The sequence below is a fragment of the Pseudomonas sp. JL3 genome (assembly GCF_031570575.1).
GTDB lineage: Bacteria > Pseudomonadota > Gammaproteobacteria > Pseudomonadales > Pseudomonadaceae > Aquipseudomonas > Aquipseudomonas cucumis.
The window spans coordinates 1-18,058 of sequence record NZ_JAKWJK010000022.1 but is presented as its reverse complement, the minus strand read 5'-3'; the positions used below and the strand labels follow the sequence as shown (position 1 = coordinate 18,058).

Below are 18,058 nucleotides of genomic sequence, written 5' to 3'. Positions count from 1 at the left end.
ATTAGCTGGTCTTACAGGGGGTGATCAGATCAGTGGCTCCACAAGTCAGTCATCTGGCTTCCAATGAATATTGAACTGTCATTTGTAACAGGTGTTTCGGGCGCTGCCCTCGTGCTCCACTGTGACTGTGTCCCTAGAAGGGCATCTTTTCACACCACGATGGAGCGCGGTCATGACCCAGGCACAGAGCAAAAAATCTGCGGAATTTTTAGATCCCACCTTCGGTAACGGCGGTGTTCTTGAGTTGCCTTTCGAAGAAATTGTTGGCAGGTTTCCTCATTCGGTTCTCCCATTACCTGATAAGAAATTACTGCTGCTCTTCAGCGCTTCGTCCTCAGAGAATTCTCCAACCAAGGTGGCACGACTGAATGAGGACGGTTCGCGTGATTTGCGATTTGGAAATCAGGGAATCGTCGAAATCCCATTCAAGGACGGGTCGTCATTTTCTGGCCGCCATCTGCGAGCTTTGGAAAATGGCGGATGGCTGATTACCGGCACCGTTGAACACTCGGACGGTTCAACTGATCTCGCGGTCGTTCGCCAACTTCAGAATGGGCAGCTGGACACTTCCTTCGGTCCTGAAAAGGACGGCAAAGTCACCCTCAATGTTTATGACCTTATCGATTCTCGCAGCATGCCTGGCGCTAGTTTTGTCACTCGCCGTCATGACGAAAAGAAGGCGGAGAAATCATCGGTAAGTGCGGTCGATGTCGGGACGGTGGCCGTCGGTCAGCAGGATGGAAAAATTGTCTTGGTCAGCACTGTTTTGTTCGCCATCGACTACCTGAGGGGAATTGCAGTGCGCCTGAATGCAGATGGCTCACTGGACACGACGTTCAATGGGAAAGGCTTTGTGCTTGTCGAGCTTCCAGGCGTTACTCATAACTGGAATTACGCTACTGGTGTGGCCGTCCAGCAGGACGGCAAAGTTCTGGTATGTGGTGATTTCAGCAGAGAGGGCCCAGAGGAATGGCCTGATGCTTATGTAATGCGCTATGACCAGGACGGTAACGTCGATGCGAGTTATGGCGACAATAAGAACGGCGTTGTGACCATCACTGACAGCAGTCGATGGCTTGACCTTGGCTCAATGGCCTTGAAGCCTGACGGTGGGGTTGTAGCAGTGGGGTCCGCAGGCCGCGATGGCAACCACGAAGGATTGATCGTCTCTTTAAACCCCAGCGGCAGTTTCAATCTTGTTTTTAACAATGGGAGACCACTGTTCTCCGATTTTACGGAGCATGGTGTTTCCTGGCGGCGTTGTGTTCTGCAAACGGATGGAAAGCTGGTTGTCAGTGGGCAAGGTGGAGGCACGTTTGTTGACGAGAATAGTTCGGTCGTGACTGCGCGTTATGACTCTAAAGGCTCTCTGGATGTGACGTTTGCGGGTAAAGGATGGGCAGTCTTCAACAATGAAAGCGGTATCGATCTGTTCCGGGGGTGCACAGTTATGGCGGATAACCGGGTGGTTGTTAGCGGCTACGCTTCCTTTGCTCCTCCGCCTCTTCCGGGATATGTGGTGCGCTACCTGGCTTGAGTCGGTCAGTTAGACCGGGTTGGATTCATCGCGGGCAAGCCCGCTCCCACAGGGATCGCCTGAATCCTGTGGGAGCGAGGCTTGCCCGCGATGCTTTTAGGCCTGGCTAAATTGTGAGGCGAGTTCGCGCAGCAGCACTTCAGCCTCAAGCACTTTGCTGACGACATCGTTGGCTTTGTCGCGGGTCAGGCCTACGCGCTCCAGCAAGGCATCGGGAATGTCTTCATCCGGCCCGGACCCAATCCCGCGACTACGCAGCAGACGCACAGCCAGACACACGAGGTTCGGGTATTCGGCGTAGTCACCGTCGTAGCTCGGGTCATGCTGGAAGCGCAGGGCGGTGGCCAGTTCTTCGGGCATGTCCCAGTAGCGCATCAGCCATGAGCCGATCTGTTCGCGGCTGATGCCCAGCAGGTGTTGTTCCACGTAGCTGTGGCACAGGTGCGGGTTGACCTCCAGGTGGCGGCAGATCAGCGAGAAGTGCGGCGGGAACACGTGGGCCAGTAGCAGGTAGCCGAAGTTGTGCAGCAGGCCGGCGAGGTAGGTCAGGCCGGCTTCCGGGCGCTGGGCGCGGGGCATGGCGCGGGTCAGGCCTTCGATGACGGCGGCGGTGTAGATCGATTGCTGCCAGTACGGCGTGGTGTGTTGCGGGTGGTCTTTGGGCAGGCTCAGGGTTTTGCCCAGGGCCAGGCCCAGCGCCAGGTTGATCACCAGGTCAAAACCCAGCACGCGGACGATGGCGTCTTCCACTGAACGAATCTTGCCCGGTGAGGCGTAGTACGGCGACGCTGCCCAGCTGACGACTTGTGCGGCCAGGGCCGGGTCGGTTTCGACGACGCCGGTGATGTCGTCGATGGTGGCGTTGGGGTCGACCCGCAGTTTGATGATTTTCTGCGCGGTCTCGGCCAGCGGCGGAATCTCGATGGTCGCTTCCAGACGTTGCTGGATGCGCCGCGCGGTGAACGCTTGCACGGCTTGGGTGATTTCCTCGCGGTCATCGTCGGGACGGTCGAGGTTCGGGCGGATGCGGTTCACCGCTTCGCCGAAATTGCCGGCGCTGGCCTTGGTCAGCATGGTTTTGAAATCGTCGCTGGTGATTTCCAGCAGCACGCCCGGCTCGCCCGAGTTGATCAGCAACATTGGTTCGCGCAGCAGGCTTTCTTCATACAGGCACGGCGAGCTGGTGAGTGCCGGCAGGCCGGGCAGCAGGCTCAGGTTGTGTTTGCCGAGCATTTTTACCAGGCGATCGGTAGATACAGCAGTCAACCGGCGGCCAGTGAGTTCGGCGAGGCGATTGAGGTCCAGCAATTGGCTCTGGGGGAACAGCACCATGAGCGCGCCGACGGCATCGTCCAGCAAAACCGCCTGCACTTTACGCGCGGCGTTCAGGCCGTGATGGTCGAGGACTTCTTCGTAGGCGATGCCCAGCTTGCCGAGCAGCAGCCGAATAACAGACGGAGCGTGCGGGGTTTCGGGGGCGAGGGCAGCTTCTGTCATGGTCTGTATCCGTTTGCAAACAATTGCAGGAGTATAACCAGCTTGTTTAAAGCCAGGGCCCAGAAACTGCGACAGTGCTCACACTTGGCCGTATTGCTGCCCATGGCGTAACCAACGGTCGAGCAGCGGGCTGACGTGATCCGGCCAGCGTTCGAGCAAGGCTTGGGCGGCGTCGCGCACGGCGGGCAGTAAATCGGCATCGCGCATCAGGTCCGCGACCTTGAATTGCAGCAGGCCGGTCTGGCGTGTACCGAGCATTTCGCCGGGGCCGCGCAGTTCGAGGTCTTTTTCGGCGATGACAAAACCATCGTTGGTTTCGCGCATGATGCCCAGCCGCTGACGGCCGATCTGCGACAGCGGCGGGTGGTAAAGCAGCACGCAATGGCTGACGGCGCTACCCCGACCGACACGGCCACGCAATTGGTGCAGCTGCGCGAGGCCGAGACGTTCAGGGTTTTCGATGATCATCAGGCTGGCGTTGGGCACGTCCACGCCGACTTCGATCACGGTAGTGGCGACCAGCAGTTGCAGGTTGCCGACCTTGAATTCGGCCATCACTGCGGCTTTCTCGGCGGGCTTCATGCGACCGTGGATCAGCCCGACCTTCAACTCGCCGAGGGCGGCGGTGAGGTCTTCAAAAGTGGTTTCGGCGGCTTGGCAGGTCAGCTCTTCAGATTCTTCGATCAGCGTGCACACCCAATAAGCTTGGCGCCCCTCGGCACAAGCGCCGCGCACCCGTTCGATCACTTCGACGCGCCGGGTGTCGGTGACCAGCACCGTGTTTACGGGCGTACGGCCGGGGGGCAGTTCGTCGAGGATCGAGGTATCGAGATCGGCGTAGGCGCTCATGGCCAGCGTCCGTGGAATCGGCGTGGCGGTCATGATCAGTTGGTGCGGACACATCCGACCGCCGACGCCTTTCTGTCGCAATGCCAAACGCTGCTGCACGCCGAAGCGGTGTTGCTCGTCGATGATCGCCAGCGCCAGGTTCTTGAATTGCACCTCTTCCTGAAACAGCGCATGGGTGCCGACCACCATTGGCGTGCCGTTGGCGATTTGCTCCAGCGCGGCTACGCGATTTTTACCCTTGAGCTTGCCGGCCAGCCACGCCACTTCAATGCCTAGCGGTTCGAGCCAGCGCTTGAAGGTGATGAAGTGCTGCTCGGCGAGGATTTCAGTGGGCGCCATCAGTGCGACCTGATAACCAGCCTCTAGCGCTTGCAGCGCGGCGAGGGCGGCTACGACGGTTTTGCCGGCACCCACGTCGCCCTGAATCAGCCGCAACATCGGTTCGTGTTGGCTAAGGTCGTAAGCGATTTCGTTGCCGACCCGTTGCTGGGCGCCGGTCGGCGTGAAGCCGAGGTTGGCCAAATACTGAGCGGGCAGCTTGGTGGCTTTCGGCATGGCCGGCGCGCGCAGGGCACGCATGCTCTCGCGCAGGCGCTGCTGGGACAGTTGGTGGGTCAGCAGTTCTTCGAAGGCCAAGCGGTGCTGGGCCCAGTGATGACCGAGGGCGAGTTCGTCGACATCGGCATCGGCGGGCGGGTGATGCAGGTAGCGGATCGCATCAGCCAGCGGCGCCAGTTGATAGTCCCGGGCCAGTTCAGTTGGCAGCCAGTCGGGCAGGCTGCTGGGGCCGAGCAGGGTCAGGGTTTGCATGCACAGCTGGCGCAAACGCTGCTGGGTCAGGCCTTCGGTGAGCGGGTAGACCGGGGTCAGGGTTTCATCCACCGGCGGTGGTTCGTCGCCGGTGATGGCGCGGTATTCCGGGTGGTAGATCTCCAGCCCCGACGCACCGGGCCGGGCTTCGCCGTAGCAGCGAATCCGCGTGCCGCGTTTCAGGCCTTCTTTCTGGGCGTTGCTGAAATGGTAGAAGCGCAGGCTGAGCCCACCGGTGCCGTCCTGTAGACGGACAACCAGGCTGCGGCGTCGGCCCATGACCACGTCGGCGCCGCTGACGGTGCCTTCGATCACGGCGTCTTGCCCGGGTCGCAAATGGCCGATCGGGACCACACGGGTGCGGTCCTGATAACGCAGCGGCAAGTGGAACAGCACGTCCTGGAGATTTTCCAGGCCGACCTTGGCCAGTTTCTCGGCCATGGCTTCGCCGACACCCTTGAGTGCCGTCACCGACACTTGCGACAACTCGGTCATGGCAGCGACTTAACCGGCCACCACCGGCGCTGGCGGCTTGGCCACCGAGCACAGGCGAATGGAGTCGGCGAGGATTTCAATCGCCTTCGGCCGCGGGAAGCTCGCGCGCCAGGCAATGGCCACGGTGCGGAATGGCACTGGCGCGCTCAATGGGCGCACTTCGATCACGCCGGGAGCGTAGTGATGGCTGTCCACCGCCGACAGCGGCAGGATCGAAATGCCCAGGCCGGAGGCGACCATGTGGCGAATGGTTTCCAGCGAGCTGGACTCCACCGTGGTGTGTTTGGCGCCATCGTTGCCTTTGGCCAGGGTCGGGCAGGCTTCCAGCACTTGATCGCGGAAGCAGTGGCCTTCGCCGAGCAGCAGCAGGCTCTTGTCGTTGAGCAGGGCGGCGTCGATGGATTCTTTTTGCGTCCACGGGTGCTGGGCCGGCATCAGGACGTAGAACGGCTCGTCGTAGAGCTGCAGGGTCAGCACGTCGGCTTCGTTGAACGGCAGGGCGATGATGATCGCGTCGAGCTCGCCGTTGCGCAGTTTGTCGCGCAGCACGTGGGTGAAGTTTTCTTCGATGTACAACGGCATCTGCGGGGCGACCCGGTGCAGTTGTGGAATCAGGTGCGGGAACAGGTACGGGCCGACGGTGTAGATCGCACCGACTTTGAGCGGCGCGGTCAGCTGATTCTTGCCGGCCTGGGCCAGTTCGCGGATGCCTTGGGCCTGTTCCAGGACTTTCTGTGCCTGGGCAACGATGCCTTCACCGACCGGAGTCAGGCGCACGGCACTCTTGCTGCGCTCGAAAATCAGCACACCGAGTTCGTCTTCAAGCTTTTTCACGCCCACCGACAGGGTCGGCTGGCTGACGTGGCAACGCTCGGCCGCATGGCCGAAATGCTGCTCTTGGGCGAGGGTAACGATGTAGCGTAATTCTGTGAGAGTCATAGCAAGCGTCCATGAAGTTGCGGGCCAAGCATACCGGCTGCAATCGATAGACGCACGTTATCAGACTGAGTGTGTTGAGTGACACAGGGCAATGCGGGTTTGCCGTTTCCAGATATGCAAAAAGGCACCTTTCGGTGCCTTTTTTGCGAGATCGCGGATCTTTCTGAAGTAAGCATGACCCTGTGGGAGCGGACTTGCCCGCGATGAGGCCATCACATCCAACATCTTCGCTGACTGTGATATCGCTATCGCGGGCAAGTCGGATCGCCGCACCGCCGCGCCCACAGGGATTTGTATTGCTTCTTAGCGGCGTCGTTCCAGCGAGTAAACAAATGGTGCAACGATTTCGATGGAGCCGTTGTTCAGCATGTCGGCCGGTGGTTTGGGCAACGGTTGGGCGCGGCGGATCATTTCCAGGGTGGCCCGGTCCAGATCGGCGTTGCCGGAGCGGCTCACCAGTTCGAACGACAACACATTGCCTTCAGCATCCACCACGAAACGCAGACGGTTCAAACCTTCCTTGCCCCGCGCCTGTGCGCTGGCCGGGTACTTTTTGTACTTGGCCAGGTGCGCGAGCAGGGTGCCTTGCCAGCTGGCCTTGGCGGCTTGCTGCGCCGGCGATGGACCGGGTGCCGGCTGAGCGGATTTCTCCGTCGGTGCCTGGGTCGGTTGCGCGTCGCTCGGTTTTTCCTCGGAGGGTTTCTCCTTTGGTGGCTCCGGCTTCTTCTCCACAGGCTTGGGCGGTTGAGGCTTCGGCTTCGGCTTGGGTTTGACCGGCTTCGGCACAGCAATCTCGGCCTTCGGCGCTTCAGCGAGTTTCGGCAGCGGCAATTCTTCCACCGGGGCCGGTGGCTGTGGCGGCGTGATCACCTTTGGCGGTGCGGGCGGTGGCGGGGCCGGAACCGGCGCCAGCTCGACCATCATTGCTTGCGGCGGCAGCTCGATCGGCGGGCGCGACGTCCAGTTCAGCGCCAGCGCAATGGCCAGCGCATGGACGCCCAGCACTACGGCCAGGCTCCCGCTGTAACGCGTCAGCTTTTGGCGCGTGTTGATCATTTCTTGGCTGCCGTCTCGAGTCCGACCAGGCCGACCTTCAGGTAACCGGCGGCGCGCAGGGCGTCCATCACGCTCATCAGGTCGCCGTAGTCCACGCCTTTATCGGCCTGGAAGAAGATCGTCGTGTCTTTCTTGCCCTGGGTCTTGGCGTCGAGTGTGGCGCCGAGGGTTTCGGCCTTCACTTCGTCTTCGCCGAGGAACAGGCGCTGGTCGGCTTTTACGCTGAGGAACACCGGTTTTTCTGGCCGCGGCGCCGGTTTGGCGGTGGAGGCGGGCAGGTCGACCTTGATGTCCACGGTGGCCAAGGGAGCGGCCACCATAAAAATGATCAACAGCACCAGCATCACATCGATGAACGGTGTGACGTTGATTTCGTGGTTCTCGGCCAGATCGTCGTCTGCGCCTTCTTTCAAATGCAGGCCCATGGCCGATTACCCCACTTTCACCATGTGCGGTTGCGAGCTGCGCTCGGTCGGCAGGTGGTCGAGGTCACGGCTGACCAGCAGCAGGACTTCTGCCGAGGCGTCAGACACTTGCGCCTTGTAACCGGCAATGGAGCGGGCGAAGACGTTGTAGATGACCACCGCAGGAATCGCGGCAACCAGACCCAGCGCGGTCGCCAACAGGGCTTCGGCGATGCCGGGGGCCACGACGGCGAGGTTGGTGGTCTGGGTTTTGGCGATGCCGATGAAGCTGTTCATGATGCCCCACACGGTGCCGAACAGACCGACGAACGGCGCGGTGGAACCGATGGTGGCGAGTACGCCGGTGCCGCTGCTCATGTTGCGACCGCAGGCAGCGACCAGGCGCTCCAGGCGAAAGCTCACACGTTCCTTGATGCCTTCTTTCTCGCGGCTGTTGGCCGACAGGCGCATTTCTTCCAGCGCGTCGTGGACCAGCAGGTTGGCGAGGGTGCCTTCCTTGGCCGCCGTTACGCTGGCTTCTTTAAGGGTGGCGGCTTTTTTCAGGTGAGCGATTTCAGTGCGCAGACGACGCTTGGCGCCCATCAGCTCGAAGCCCTTGGCGATCCAGATGGTCCAGGTGATGATCGAGGCGATGGCCAGGCCGATCATCACGATCTTCACGATGATGTCGGCATTCTGGTACATGCCCCACGGCGACAAGTCATGGGCCATGCCCAGGGTATTATCAGCTTCGAGGATTTCCGGTACGTCAGCGGCGTCTACGGCCTGGACCGGATCGGTGGCGGCAGGTGTCACGGCAGGCGCGGTGGGTGTTTGAGCGGCAGCAGGCGGTGTGGCCGGTGCTTGTGCATCGGCGAAGGCGGCGGTCGGCGCCAGCATCAGACTGAGCAGCAGGGCGGCCACCGCGCTCCAGGCGCGAGGTCGTTTGGTTGGCGAAGCGGGGAATTGATTGGGTGTCATGCTGGCCGGACCTGAAAGGAAAAAACGGTAAATGTTCTTCCAGGCCTCGTGAGGCCGAGAACAAAAGTGGCGTGCATTATTGCAAGTAATTCTTGTTAACAAAAGTAATAGAGTATCTTTTTTTCCTTCATTGCTAGCCGCGTGTCCTTTGCCGACGCTAGTCTGTATCTTTGCGATAGGAGTTTTCTGATGTCCGCGCCTTCTGTTTTGATCGCCGGCTGCGGTGATGTCGGCAGTCGTCTGGCCACGCAATTGCTGGCTGCCGGGTGGGAAGTTCATGGCCTGAGGCGTGATGTCTCTCGCCTGCCTGACGGGATCATTGGCGTTGCCGGCGACTTGTTCAACAAGGACTGTCCTGAGACGTGGCCCATCGGTGCGGTGGATTACCTCGTGTATTGCGCGGCCGCTACCGATCACGATGAAGCCGGTTACCGCGCTGCCTATGTCGAAGGCTTGCAGCATGTACTGGAATGGCTGAACGACTACGGCCAGGTGCCCAATCGCCTGCTGTTCGTTTCCAGTAGCAGTGTGTATGGCCAGCAGAATGGTGAGTGGGTCGACGAGACTTCGCCGACTATTGCCTCAGGCTACTCGGGTCGATTGATGCTGGAAGCTGAGCAAGTGGCACTCCAGAGCGGCATCCCGGCGAGCATCGTGCGCTTGACCGGCATTTACGGCCCGGGCCGGGAATGGCTGCTGACCCAAGTGCGGCGCGGCTATCGCGTGGCCGTTGACCCGCCGCTGTACGGCAATCGCATCCACGCCGAGGACGCGGCGGGGTTGATGGCGTTTCTGCTTGAAGCCGATCGACGCGGGGTGGCGCTGGATGACATCTATATCGGAGTGGACGACGCGCCGGCGCCGTTGGCCGAAGTGGTGGGCTGGTTGCGTGAGTATCTGGGCGTGACCGAGTGGGCTGACGACGCGAGCGTCCGGCGCACGGGCAGCAAGCAGTGCAGTAATGCCAGGGTGAAGGCCTTGGGCTGGGCGCCTAAGTACCCGACCTATCGCGAAGGTTATGCCGCCATTCTCGAAGGCCGCGGCTGACTTCCAGTTGCACACAAGCCACTGTGGGAGCGGGCTTGCCCGCGATGGCGTCACACCAGTCACCATCAATGGTGCCTAATACATCGCTATCGCGGGCAAGCCCGCTCCCACAGGGTAATCTGTTGGCTGTTAGTGCCGGGTTACTGCTTTTCGAGCAACCACTTGCGATCACCCGGCGTAAACGAAGGCATCTCGTCCGCCAGTGCGGCATTCACTGTCTGGAAAATCTCCAGTTCCTTGCCCTTGCGCGCAAAGATCCAGGTGTTGCCCTGGCCATTCACCTGCAGCCAGATGTTGTCGTTGCCGCCGCTCATCGACGCGCAATCGCCCGCCAGGCACAGGGCATAACGATCTGCACCGGGCAGGCCGGCAACCTGGCCATCGGCCTGGAACTGCACGGTGTTGCCTTCGCCCGGGCCGCTGAGAATTTTCCAGCTGCCACCCATATAAGCCGAATACAGTGCCCGCTCGAAACTCGCGCCAATCGGTGCGCCTTCCGGCACCGGGACCGATGCGCGATCGAAGACTTGTTCCGGCTCGTTGTCGTTGGCGGCCTGGCTCAGTTGCTTGCCATCGCGCTTCAACTCACTGGCGGAGCTGCCATAAAAGTCGACTTTCCAGGCGCCGGACTCTTCGCCCAGCAGCTTGCCTTCGACATTCTCAAAACCATTGGTGTAGCGAGCCTGACCGGCTCTGGTGTTGATGTCCCACTCCAGATTCGGGCCATAGGCCTGGAGCGCTTCCCGCAGGGGGCCGCCTTTGGATGCAGCATCGATTGCCGACTGATTGATCCAGGTGCCGCTGATATCACGGTCGGCAGGGTCGCTGGCACAACCGCCCAAGAGAAGGGCGACCAGCGAGAGAGCTAGCGCTTGGCGCATGGTGGAATCCTTTCAAAACAAGATCGGCGCAGCTTTAGAGGGGCTGCGCCGGACGTATTACTCGATGACCAGAATGGCATCCATTTCAACCTGCGAACCCTTTGGCAGGGCGGCTACGCCGATGGCGGCGCGGGCTGGGTAAGGTTGGTCGAAGTACTTGCCCATGATCTCGTTGACCTTGGCGAAGTGGCTCAGGTCGGTGAGGAAGATGTTCAGTTTGACGATGTCCTTGAATGAACCACCGGCCGCTTCAGCCACGGCTTTGAGGTTCTCGAACACCTGGACGGTCTGGGCTTCGAAGCCTTCGACCAGTTCCATGGTTTTTGGGTCCAGAGGAATCTGACCCGACATGTAAACGGTGTTGCCAGCCTTGATCGCCTGGGAATAAGTACCGATGGCGGCCGGGGCCTTGTCGCTGTTGATAACGGTCTTGGTCATGTATGACTCCTTGTGAAGGGTGGGCTACGCGCGCATGCGGGTGATGCGAATCACCCCGGTCAGGGCGCGCAGTTTCTTGATCACGCGGGCCAGATGCACGCGGTCGTGCACACTGACCACCAGTTGGACCACGCTGATACGACCGTCGCGTTCGTCCATGCTGATTTTTTCGATATTGCCATCGGCCGCGTTGACGCTGCTGGCCAGCAGGGCGATCAGGCCGCGCTGGTGTTCCAGTTCGACGCGCAGCTCGACGTTGAATTCGCCGGTGACATCCTTGGCCCACGAGAGCTGGATGCATTTTTCCGGGTTGTGGCGGATTTCGCTGATGTTGCGGCAGTTGTCCAGGTGCACCACCATGCCTTTGCCTGCGGAGAGGTGGCCGACAATCGGGTCGCCCGGGATCGGCGTGCAGCACTTGGCGTAACTGAGCACCAGGCCTTCGGTGCCACGAATCGCCAGCGGACCTTCCGGGCTCGGCAGCTGTTCGCCTTCGCCAAGCAGGCGACGGGCGACCACGTAAGCCATGCGATTGCCCAGGCCGATGTCTTCGAGCAGGTCTTCGATCAGTTCGAGGCGGTATTCGTGGAGCATCAACTGCACACGCTCGGCCGGAATTTTTTCCAGGGAGCTGTCGAAGCCGTTGAGCACCTTGTTCAGCAGGCGTTCGCCGAGGCTGATGGATTCGGAGCGGCGTTGCAGTTTCAGTGCATGGCGGATGTGGGTCCGCGCCTTGCCGGTGACCACGAAGTTGAGCCAAGCCGGGTTCGGCCGCGCGCCGGGGGCGCTGACGATCTCGACCGTGGAGCCGCTTTGCAGTGGTTCGGATAGCGGCGCGAGACGACGATTGATCCGGCAGGCAATGCAGCTGTTGCCCACGTCGGTGTGCACCGCGTAAGCGAAGTCAACCGCCGTGGAGCCTTTGGGCAGCTCCATGATCCGGCCTTTGGGCGTGAACACGTAGACTTCGTCCGGGAACAGGTCGATCTTCACGCTTTCGATGAATTCCAGCGAATTGCCGGCCCGTTGCTGCATTTCCAGCACGCCTTTGACCCACTGGCGGGCGCGGGCATGAGTGCCTTTGGGCTGCTCGTCGCCGCTGGATTTGTACAGCCAATGGGCGGCGATGCCGTTGTTGGCCATCTCTTCCATTTCACGGGTGCGGATCTGGATCTCGATCGGTACACCGTGCATGCCGAACAGCGTGGTGTGCAGCGACTGGTAGCCGTTGGCCTTGGGGATCGCGATGTAATCCTTGAAGCGCCCCGGCAACGGTTTGTACAAATTATGCACAGCACCCAGCACGCGGTAGCAGGTATCGACCTTGTCGACGATGATCCGGAACGCATACACGTCCATGATCTCGTTGAAGGCCCGACGCTTGCCGCGCATTTTCTTGTAGATGCCGTAGAGGTGTTTCTGACGACCGCTGACCTCGCCCTGAATGCCGTCGATGGCCAGGCAGTGGCTGAGGGACTCTTCGATCTTGTTGACGATTTCCTTGCGGTTGCCCCGGGCGCGTTTGACCGCCTGGTTGATCCGCGCGGAACGCATCGGGTGCATGGCCTTGAAGCCGAGGTCTTCGAACTCTATGCGTATGGCGTGCATGCCCAGCCGGTTGGCAATGGGCGCATAGATTTCCAGGGTTTCCTTGGCGATCCGCCGGCGTTTTTCGCCGGACAGGACTTCCAGGGTTCGCATGTTGTGCAGGCGGTCGGCCAGCTTGACCAGGATCACGCGAATGTCGCGCGCCATGGCCATGGCCATTTTCTGGAAGTTTTCGGCTTGAGCTTCGGCTTTGGTCTCGAAGTTCATCTGGGTCAGTTTGCTGACCCCGTCGACCAGTTCGGCCACGGTTTCGCCGAACTGCGCTTGCAGCGCTTCCTTGGCAATACCGGTGTCTTCGATCACGTCATGCAGCATCGCGGCCATCAGGCTCTGATGGTCCATGTGCATGTCGGCAAGAATATTCGCAACCGCGAGTGGGTGCGTGACGTACGCCTCACCGCTGCGGCGGCGTTGGCCGTCGTGGGCTTGTTCGGCGTAGAAGTACGCTCGGCGGACCAGATTGACCTGGTCCTTGCCGAGGTAGGTCGATAAGCGATCGGCGAGGGCGTCTATGCTCGGCATGATAATTCCTGCCGTTCGTTGTGACCCCGCGCCGTGCTACGTCGACCAGGCATGGACTTATACTGCCTCGTTGGACTCGTCCTCGAACGCTGCGAACAGCGGTTCGTCTTCGACGATTTCAGCGTTGGCGATGAACTCGTAGCTCATCAGGCCTTCAGCGATTTCACGCAGCGCTACAACAGTAGGCTTGTCGTTTTCCCACTGAACCAGGGGCTCTTTGCCGCCGGTGGCCAGTTGACGGGCACGCTTGGTAGAGAGCATGACCAGCTCAAAGCGGTTTTCCACGTGTTCTAGGCAGTCTTCAACGGTTACGCGGGCCATGGTATTCCTCGGAGCGAATGCAATATGCGCGCTGCCCGGTTGGGCGAGCGGACTCAACAGTTTAAAAAATCACCAGCGATTAGGGAAGCGCTGATTTTTTGACCAGGCTCTTCAACGCGCTATAAGTGCCAATGTAAAGCCCTTGCAGCGGTTTTGGGAAGCGCTGTTTAGCCGAGCAATTCAGCCAATAATTTGCCGTGGCGTTGCTGCTGACGCTTCTGATGCAGCTGATTGGCGCGGAAAATCGCCTGCAAATCGCGCAGCGCGTGGGCGAAATCGTCGTTGATGATCAGGTAGTCGTAGTCGACGTAGTGGCTCATTTCGCTGACGGCTTCACGCATCCGGCCTTCGATGATCTCGTCGCTGTCCTGGCCACGATTGGTCAGGCGCTGGTGCAAGGCCTGCAAAGACGGCGGCAGAATGAAGATCGAGCGGGCTTGTGGCATCAACTTGCGTACTTGCTCTGCACCCTGCCAGTCGATTTCCAGAATCAGGTCATGGCCTTCATCCAGGGTCTGCTGCAGGTGGCTTTGCGAGGTGCCATAAAGATTGCCGAACACTTCGGCGCGCTCGAGGAAATCTCCATGCTCGATCATCTTCACGAACTCGCTGCGTTCGACGAAGTGATAGTTCACGCCATTCACTTCACCCGGGCGCATGGCGCGGGTGGTGTGGGAGACCGAGACGCGGATCGCCGGGTCAGTGTCGGTCAGGGCTTTGACCAGGCTGCTCTTGCCCGCGCCCGAAGGCGCGGAAATGATGTACAGGGTGCCGGTGCTGTGGGTCATGTCGGGTTTGCCTTACTCAATATTCTGCACTTGTTCGCGCATCTGCTCGATCAACACTTTGAGGTTGACCGCCGCTTGGGTGCTGCGCGGGTCGAAGGCTTTGGAGCCCAATGTGTTGGCTTCGCGGTTGAGTTCCTGCATCAGGAAGTCCAGGCGCCGACCGGCAGCGCCGCCGGACTTGAGCACCCGGCGAACTTCGATGATGTGGGTGCTCAGGCGATCCAGTTCTTCGGCGACGTCGCTCTTTTGCGCGAGCATGACCATTTCCTGCTCCAGTCGCTGCGGGTCGAGGTCGGCCTTCATGTCGGTGAAGCGGTCGAGGACTTTCTGGCGTTGGGTCGCGAGCATCTGCGGGACCAGCTCACGCAGGACCACCACATCCCCTTCAATAGAAGTCAGGCGTTCGTTGATCAACCGCGCCAGCTCTGCGCCTTCGCGCTCGCGTCCGGCCTTGAGTTCTTTCAGGCCCTGATTGAACAGCGCCAGGGCTTCGGCGTTCAGCGCTTGCGGGTCGGCGGCATCGGCGACAAGCACGCCGGGCCAGGCCAGGACTTCCAGCGGGTTCAGTGCGGCCGGGTTCTTGATCAGACCGGCGACCGTCTCGGCGGCAGCCACCAGTTGAGCGGCGCGCTCACGGTCCACTTGCAGCGGTTTGCCGGTGCTTTCTTCGGTAAAACGCAGGGTGCATTCGAGCTTGCCCCGGGACAGTTCCTGGCGCAGGGCTTCGCGGACCGCGCCTTCGAGGTCGCGGAAAGATTCCGGCAGACGCAGGTGGGGTTCCAGGTAGCGGCTGTTGACCGAGCGCAATTCCCAGCTCAGGGTGCCCTGGACGCCGGCTTTCTCTACGCGGGCGAAGGCGGTCATGCTGTGCACCATGGAGGTACCTCGCAATGCAGGTCAGCGTGTAACCCATGGTTTCGCGGACCCGCTATCTGTGAATTAAAGCCGACAGGCAGCAAAGGCGCAGGATTGTAGCGCAGTGGGGCGGATGCGCCCAAACACACGCTGTGACAAAGAGCTGCAGGCCGTCGGCTAAGCTCTATTCAGGGGCTTCAATCGTCGGTCGATTTTTTTAGAAGTGCCCACCGGCGGCTCGCGGCTCTATAATGCTCGGCAGTTTTCCGTCCTCCGTACAGGTAATCCCTATGAAACGTCCAAGTGGTCGCGCTGCCGATCAGCTCCGCTCGATCCGCATTACCCGCAACTACACCAAACACGCCGAGGGTTCTGTGCTGATTGAGTTCGGTGATACCAAAGTCATCTGCACCGTCAGCGTCGAGAATGGCGTGCCGCGCTTCCTGAAAGGTCAGGGCCAGGGTTGGTTGACCGCAGAATACGGCATGCTGCCGCGCGCCACTGGCGAACGTAACCAGCGTGAAGCGAGCCGCGGAAAGCAAGGCGGCCGTACTCTGGAAATCCAGCGTTTGATCGGCCGTTCCCTGCGCGCTGCGCTGGATATGTCCAAGCTGGGCGATGTCACCCTGTACGTCGACTGCGACGTGATCCAGGCTGACGGCGGCACCCGCACCGCGTCCATCACCGGTGCGATGGTTGCACTGATCGACGCCTTGAAAGTGATCAAGAAGCGCGGCGGCCTGAAAGGCGGCGACCCGCTCAAGCAAATGATCGCTGCCGTTTCGGTGGGTATGTACCAGGGCGAGCCTGTGCTTGACCTCGACTACCTGGAAGACTCGGCTGCCGAGACTGACCTCAACGTGGTGATGACCAGCACTGGCGGCTTCATCGAAGTTCAGGGCACTGCCGAAGGCGCGCCGTTCCAGCCGGAAGAGCTGAACGCGATGCTGGCACTGGCGAAGAAAGGCATGAACGAGATTTTCGAACTGCAGAAGGCTGCACTGGCCGACTGATCGGACCCGCTCCACGCAAGGAGGACTCCATGAGTGACGAGCAACTGCCGCTACCCACACCGAGCCGTGAAATTCGTCAGTGGGCGATGTTTTGTCACCTGTCCGCCTTGCTGGGGATCTGGCTGCCGTTCGGCACGCTGATCGGGCCGCTGATTCTCTGGCAGATGAAGCGCGAGTCAGACCCGTTCATCGACGCGCAAGGCAAGGAGGCGTTGAACTTTCAGATCACCGTCGCCATTGCTTCCGCCATCTGCTTCCTGCTGATGGTGGTGATCATCGGGTTCTTCCTGTTTGGTCTGGTCGCAATCGGTGCGCTGGTATTGACCATCATTGCCGGCGTGAAGGCCAATGAAGGGTTCCCTTACCGATATCCGTTCACCTGGCGCTTGATCAAATAATGATTCGCCACGCTTTTAAGCAAATGCCCTGACTTGTCGGGGCATTTGCTTTTTTGAAACTGTTTCCCAAACGTTGCCATTTGCAATATTCCGTCGCCGCAGGTATTACTGCGCACTACCGCTCTTACACTTCTAGTCACAACTGCTTCGCCTCAGCGCCGCCTATGCGCTTGGCAATGAGACTTCGCGGTTGATAAAGTTACCCCAAGTAATATTCCTTCAGAAATATTTCGATATATTCAGACCATTGAAGGTCCTTGAATTTAAAGCAAATCAGTGTTGAGAAGATCAACCTGTTCTAGAGGCGTGTCCAGGTAAAAAGTTCGCCCCTGAATATATATCAAAGAATAATCCCAATGGTTCAACTCGATTTTTATGGAACACTTGTGGCCGCCTCTTTAGTACTGTTACTGGGGCGCGGGCTCGTCGCACGAATCGGTTTTTTACGCAGTTACAATATCCCTGAGTCTGTAGCTGGCGGCCTGGTGGTTGCTCTGCTTCTCTTGGCTTTGCGAGGATTTGATATTGACGTCCGATTTGAGACCTCACTGCAAACACCCTTGATGTTGGCTTTTTTTGCCACCATCGGCTTGAGTGCAGACTTCGCCAGCCTGAAGAAAGGCGGGCGCGTAGTGGGGATCTTTCTACTGGCGGTGATCGGGCTTCTGGTGGTCCAGAATGCCATGGGCATCGGTCTCGCAAAGGCCTTGGGGCTCGATCCGTTGATGGGTTTGTTGACGGGCTCGATTACGTTGTCTGGCGGTCACGGTACAGGCGCTGCGTGGGGAGCGACGTTCAGCGAGAAGTTTGGTCTGGCTTCCGCCTCTGAGCTCGCGATGGCCTCTGCTACATTTGGCTTGGTGCTGGGTGGTTTGATTGGTGGTCCGGTCGCTCGCCTGCTCATCAAGCGTGTCCAGGCACCCGGCCTCGAGCAAGGCAAGCCGCGTCTGCCGAAGGGCTTTGAGCAGCCAAACAAAGAGCGCTCGATCACACCCTTTTCGTTTGTCGAGACGCTCGCGCTGATCGCCGTCAGTCTGATGGCAGGCTCCCTCTTGAATGGCCTGCTCCACGGAACTGCATTTGAGTTGCCGACGTTCGTATGTGTTTTGTTCGTGGGTGTGGTTTTACGCAACGGCCTTTCCGCACTTGGCTTGTATCAGGTGTTTGAGCGTGAAGTTTCCGTGTTGGGGAATGTCAGCTTATCGCTGTTTCTGGCGATCGCTTTGATGTCGCTCAAACTGTGGGATCTGGCAGCACTGGCTTTGCCATTCTTTATCATCCTGGCTGCGCAAGCGTTGGTCATGGCACTGTTTGCGTTTTTCGTGACATTCAGAGTGATGGGCAGCAACTACGATGCGGCAGTTCTGGCGGCAGGGCACTGCGGTTTTGGGCTAGGGGCCACGCCAACTGCCATCGCTAATATGCAAGCGGTGACACAACGTTACGGACCTTCGCAAATAGCGTTTCTAGTGGTGCCAATGGTGGGTGCTTTCTTCATCGACATCATTAATGTCATCGTCATCAAGTTGTACCTGGCGCTGCCGTTTTTCGCCGCTGCTTGAAGGTATAAAGCATAAGAAATCTATGGTCACCCCCATTTTTGCAATACTGATTATTGG

At 59.7% G+C, this 18,058-nt stretch carries 17 protein-coding genes; 5 read left to right on the top strand and 12 right to left on the bottom strand.

The features are described 5' to 3' along the window. Window positions 1-172 precede the first annotated feature (172 nt). The gene (locus tag MMG91_RS25780) at window positions 173-1,537 is read left to right on the top strand and encodes a hypothetical protein (RefSeq protein ID WP_310661102.1); all 1,365 of its coding nucleotides are present in this window, start codon (window positions 173-175) and stop codon (window positions 1,535-1,537) included. A 96-nt stretch (window positions 1,538-1,633) separates the two neighbouring features. On the opposite strand, the gene MMG91_RS25775 is transcribed toward MMG91_RS25780, so the two are convergent. The 6 genes from MMG91_RS25775 to exbB all read right to left on the bottom strand — a co-directional run bounded on the left by MMG91_RS25775 (window position 1,634) and on the right by exbB (window position 8,568). After that, window positions 1,634-3,034: an aminoacyl-tRNA deacylase and HDOD domain-containing protein gene (locus MMG91_RS25775; RefSeq protein ID WP_305447439.1), complete on the bottom strand. Its 1,401-nt coding sequence runs from the start codon at window positions 3,032-3,034 to the stop codon at window positions 1,634-1,636. Window positions 3,035-3,112: 78 nt separating this feature from the next. After that, the gene (gene recG, locus MMG91_RS25770; protein WP_310661101.1) at window positions 3,113-5,188 is read right to left on the bottom strand and encodes an ATP-dependent DNA helicase RecG; all 2,076 of its coding nucleotides are present in this window, start codon (window positions 5,186-5,188) and stop codon (window positions 3,113-3,115) included. A gap of 9 nt (window positions 5,189-5,197) precedes the next feature. Beyond that, complete coding sequence (locus tag MMG91_RS25765) at window positions 5,198-6,127, bottom strand: hydrogen peroxide-inducible genes activator (RefSeq protein ID WP_008007618.1); 930 nt, start codon at window positions 6,125-6,127, stop codon at window positions 5,198-5,200. Between the two features lie 303 nt (window positions 6,128-6,430). Further along, entirely contained in the window at window positions 6,431-7,183 is a 753-nt protein-coding gene (locus MMG91_RS25760) for an energy transducer TonB (protein WP_310661100.1), read from the bottom strand. Next, window positions 7,180-7,608 (bottom strand): TonB system transport protein ExbD, encoded by a 429-nt coding sequence (exbD, locus tag MMG91_RS25755; RefSeq protein WP_007894651.1) that lies wholly within the window; start codon window positions 7,606-7,608, stop codon window positions 7,180-7,182. The genes MMG91_RS25760 and exbD overlap by 4 nt, the downstream gene beginning before the upstream one ends. Before the next feature lie 6 nt (window positions 7,609-7,614). Beyond that, window positions 7,615-8,568 (bottom strand): tonB-system energizer ExbB, encoded by a 954-nt coding sequence (gene exbB / locus MMG91_RS25750; protein ID WP_310661099.1) that lies wholly within the window; start codon window positions 8,566-8,568, stop codon window positions 7,615-7,617. Window positions 8,569-8,757: 189 nt separating this feature from the next. On the opposite strand from exbB, the gene MMG91_RS25745 reads away from it, so the two are divergent. Then, window positions 8,758-9,615: an SDR family oxidoreductase gene (locus MMG91_RS25745; RefSeq protein WP_310661098.1), complete on the top strand. Its 858-nt coding sequence runs from the start codon at window positions 8,758-8,760 to the stop codon at window positions 9,613-9,615. 140 nt (window positions 9,616-9,755) lie between these two features. Here MMG91_RS25745 and MMG91_RS25740 read toward each other — a convergent pair whose 3' ends face one another. From MMG91_RS25740 to MMG91_RS25715, 6 genes are all read right to left on the bottom strand, one after another. Beyond that, window positions 9,756-10,496 (bottom strand): hypothetical protein, encoded by a 741-nt coding sequence (locus MMG91_RS25740; protein ID WP_310661097.1) that lies wholly within the window; start codon window positions 10,494-10,496, stop codon window positions 9,756-9,758. A gap of 57 nt (window positions 10,497-10,553) precedes the next feature. Next, on the bottom strand, window positions 10,554-10,934 hold the full coding sequence (locus MMG91_RS25735; RefSeq protein ID WP_003177257.1) for a RidA family protein: 381 nt from the start codon (window positions 10,932-10,934) through the stop codon (window positions 10,554-10,556). Between the two features lie 24 nt (window positions 10,935-10,958). Beyond that, a complete protein-coding gene (spoT, locus tag MMG91_RS25730; protein ID WP_007894658.1) occupies window positions 10,959-13,064 on the bottom strand; it encodes a bifunctional GTP diphosphokinase/guanosine-3',5'-bis pyrophosphate 3'-pyrophosphohydrolase in 2,106 nt (701 codons plus the stop codon). A gap of 57 nt (window positions 13,065-13,121) precedes the next feature. Beyond that, on the bottom strand, window positions 13,122-13,385 hold the full coding sequence (gene rpoZ / locus MMG91_RS25725) for a DNA-directed RNA polymerase subunit omega (RefSeq protein WP_003177259.1): 264 nt from the start codon (window positions 13,383-13,385) through the stop codon (window positions 13,122-13,124). Between the two features lie 167 nt (window positions 13,386-13,552). Continuing rightward, entirely contained in the window at window positions 13,553-14,173 is a 621-nt protein-coding gene (gene gmk, locus MMG91_RS25720; protein WP_310661096.1) for a guanylate kinase, read from the bottom strand. A 12-nt stretch (window positions 14,174-14,185) separates the two neighbouring features. Beyond that, window positions 14,186-15,049 carry a YicC/YloC family endoribonuclease gene (locus MMG91_RS25715; protein ID WP_305447428.1) on the bottom strand — a complete coding sequence of 288 codons (864 nt, stop codon included), beginning with the start codon at window positions 15,047-15,049 and terminating at the stop codon, window positions 14,186-14,188. Window positions 15,050-15,318: 269 nt separating this feature from the next. On the opposite strand from MMG91_RS25715, the gene rph reads away from it, so the two are divergent. From rph to gltS, 3 genes are all read left to right on the top strand, one after another. Then, the gene (gene rph, locus MMG91_RS25710) at window positions 15,319-16,041 is read left to right on the top strand and encodes a ribonuclease PH (protein WP_305447427.1); all 723 of its coding nucleotides are present in this window, start codon (window positions 15,319-15,321) and stop codon (window positions 16,039-16,041) included. 29 nt (window positions 16,042-16,070) lie between these two features. After that, window positions 16,071-16,439 (top strand): DUF4870 domain-containing protein, encoded by a 369-nt coding sequence (locus MMG91_RS25705; RefSeq protein ID WP_305503836.1) that lies wholly within the window; start codon window positions 16,071-16,073, stop codon window positions 16,437-16,439. A 356-nt stretch (window positions 16,440-16,795) separates the two neighbouring features. Then, window positions 16,796-18,001, top strand: a complete 1,206-nt coding sequence (gene gltS, locus MMG91_RS25700) for a sodium/glutamate symporter (protein ID WP_310661095.1) — start codon at window positions 16,796-16,798, stop codon at window positions 17,999-18,001. Window positions 18,002-18,058: the final 57 nt, after the last annotated feature.

Excerpts from the sequence above, each read along its gene's own strand:
- MMG91_RS25705 (WP_305503836.1), top strand. The coding sequence starts at position 16,071 with ATGAGTGACGAGCAACTGCCGCTACCCACACCGAGCCGTGAAATTCGT.
- exbD (WP_007894651.1), bottom strand. The coding sequence starts at position 7,608 with ATGGGCCTGCATTTGAAAGAAGGCGCAGACGACGATCTGGCCGAGAAC.
- MMG91_RS25735 (WP_003177257.1), bottom strand. The coding sequence starts at position 10,934 with ATGACCAAGACCGTTATCAACAGCGACAAGGCCCCGGCCGCCATCGGT.
- MMG91_RS25765 (WP_008007618.1), bottom strand. The coding sequence starts at position 6,127 with ATGACTCTCACAGAATTACGCTACATCGTTACCCTCGCCCAAGAGCAG.
- rph (WP_305447427.1), top strand. The coding sequence starts at position 15,319 with ATGAAACGTCCAAGTGGTCGCGCTGCCGATCAGCTCCGCTCGATCCGC.
- MMG91_RS25780 (WP_310661102.1), top strand. The coding sequence starts at position 173 with ATGACCCAGGCACAGAGCAAAAAATCTGCGGAATTTTTAGATCCCACC.
- recG (WP_310661101.1), bottom strand. The coding sequence starts at position 5,188 with ATGACCGAGTTGTCGCAAGTGTCGGTGACGGCACTCAAGGGTGTCGGC.
- rpoZ (WP_003177259.1), bottom strand. The coding sequence starts at position 13,385 with ATGGCCCGCGTAACCGTTGAAGACTGCCTAGAACACGTGGAAAACCGC.
- gltS (WP_310661095.1), top strand. The coding sequence starts at position 16,796 with ATGGTTCAACTCGATTTTTATGGAACACTTGTGGCCGCCTCTTTAGTA.
- MMG91_RS25760 (WP_310661100.1), bottom strand. The coding sequence starts at position 7,183 with ATGATCAACACGCGCCAAAAGCTGACGCGTTACAGCGGGAGCCTGGCC.
- MMG91_RS25715 (WP_305447428.1), bottom strand. The coding sequence starts at position 15,049 with ATGGTGCACAGCATGACCGCCTTCGCCCGCGTAGAGAAAGCCGGCGTC.
- exbB (WP_310661099.1), bottom strand. The coding sequence starts at position 8,568 with ATGACACCCAATCAATTCCCCGCTTCGCCAACCAAACGACCTCGCGCC.
- MMG91_RS25745 (WP_310661098.1), top strand. The coding sequence starts at position 8,758 with ATGTCCGCGCCTTCTGTTTTGATCGCCGGCTGCGGTGATGTCGGCAGT.
- gmk (WP_310661096.1), bottom strand. The coding sequence starts at position 14,173 with ATGACCCACAGCACCGGCACCCTGTACATCATTTCCGCGCCTTCGGGC.
- spoT (WP_007894658.1), bottom strand. The coding sequence starts at position 13,064 with ATGCCGAGCATAGACGCCCTCGCCGATCGCTTATCGACCTACCTCGGC.
- MMG91_RS25740 (WP_310661097.1), bottom strand. The coding sequence starts at position 10,496 with ATGCGCCAAGCGCTAGCTCTCTCGCTGGTCGCCCTTCTCTTGGGCGGT.
- MMG91_RS25775 (WP_305447439.1), bottom strand. The coding sequence starts at position 3,034 with ATGACAGAAGCTGCCCTCGCCCCCGAAACCCCGCACGCTCCGTCTGTT.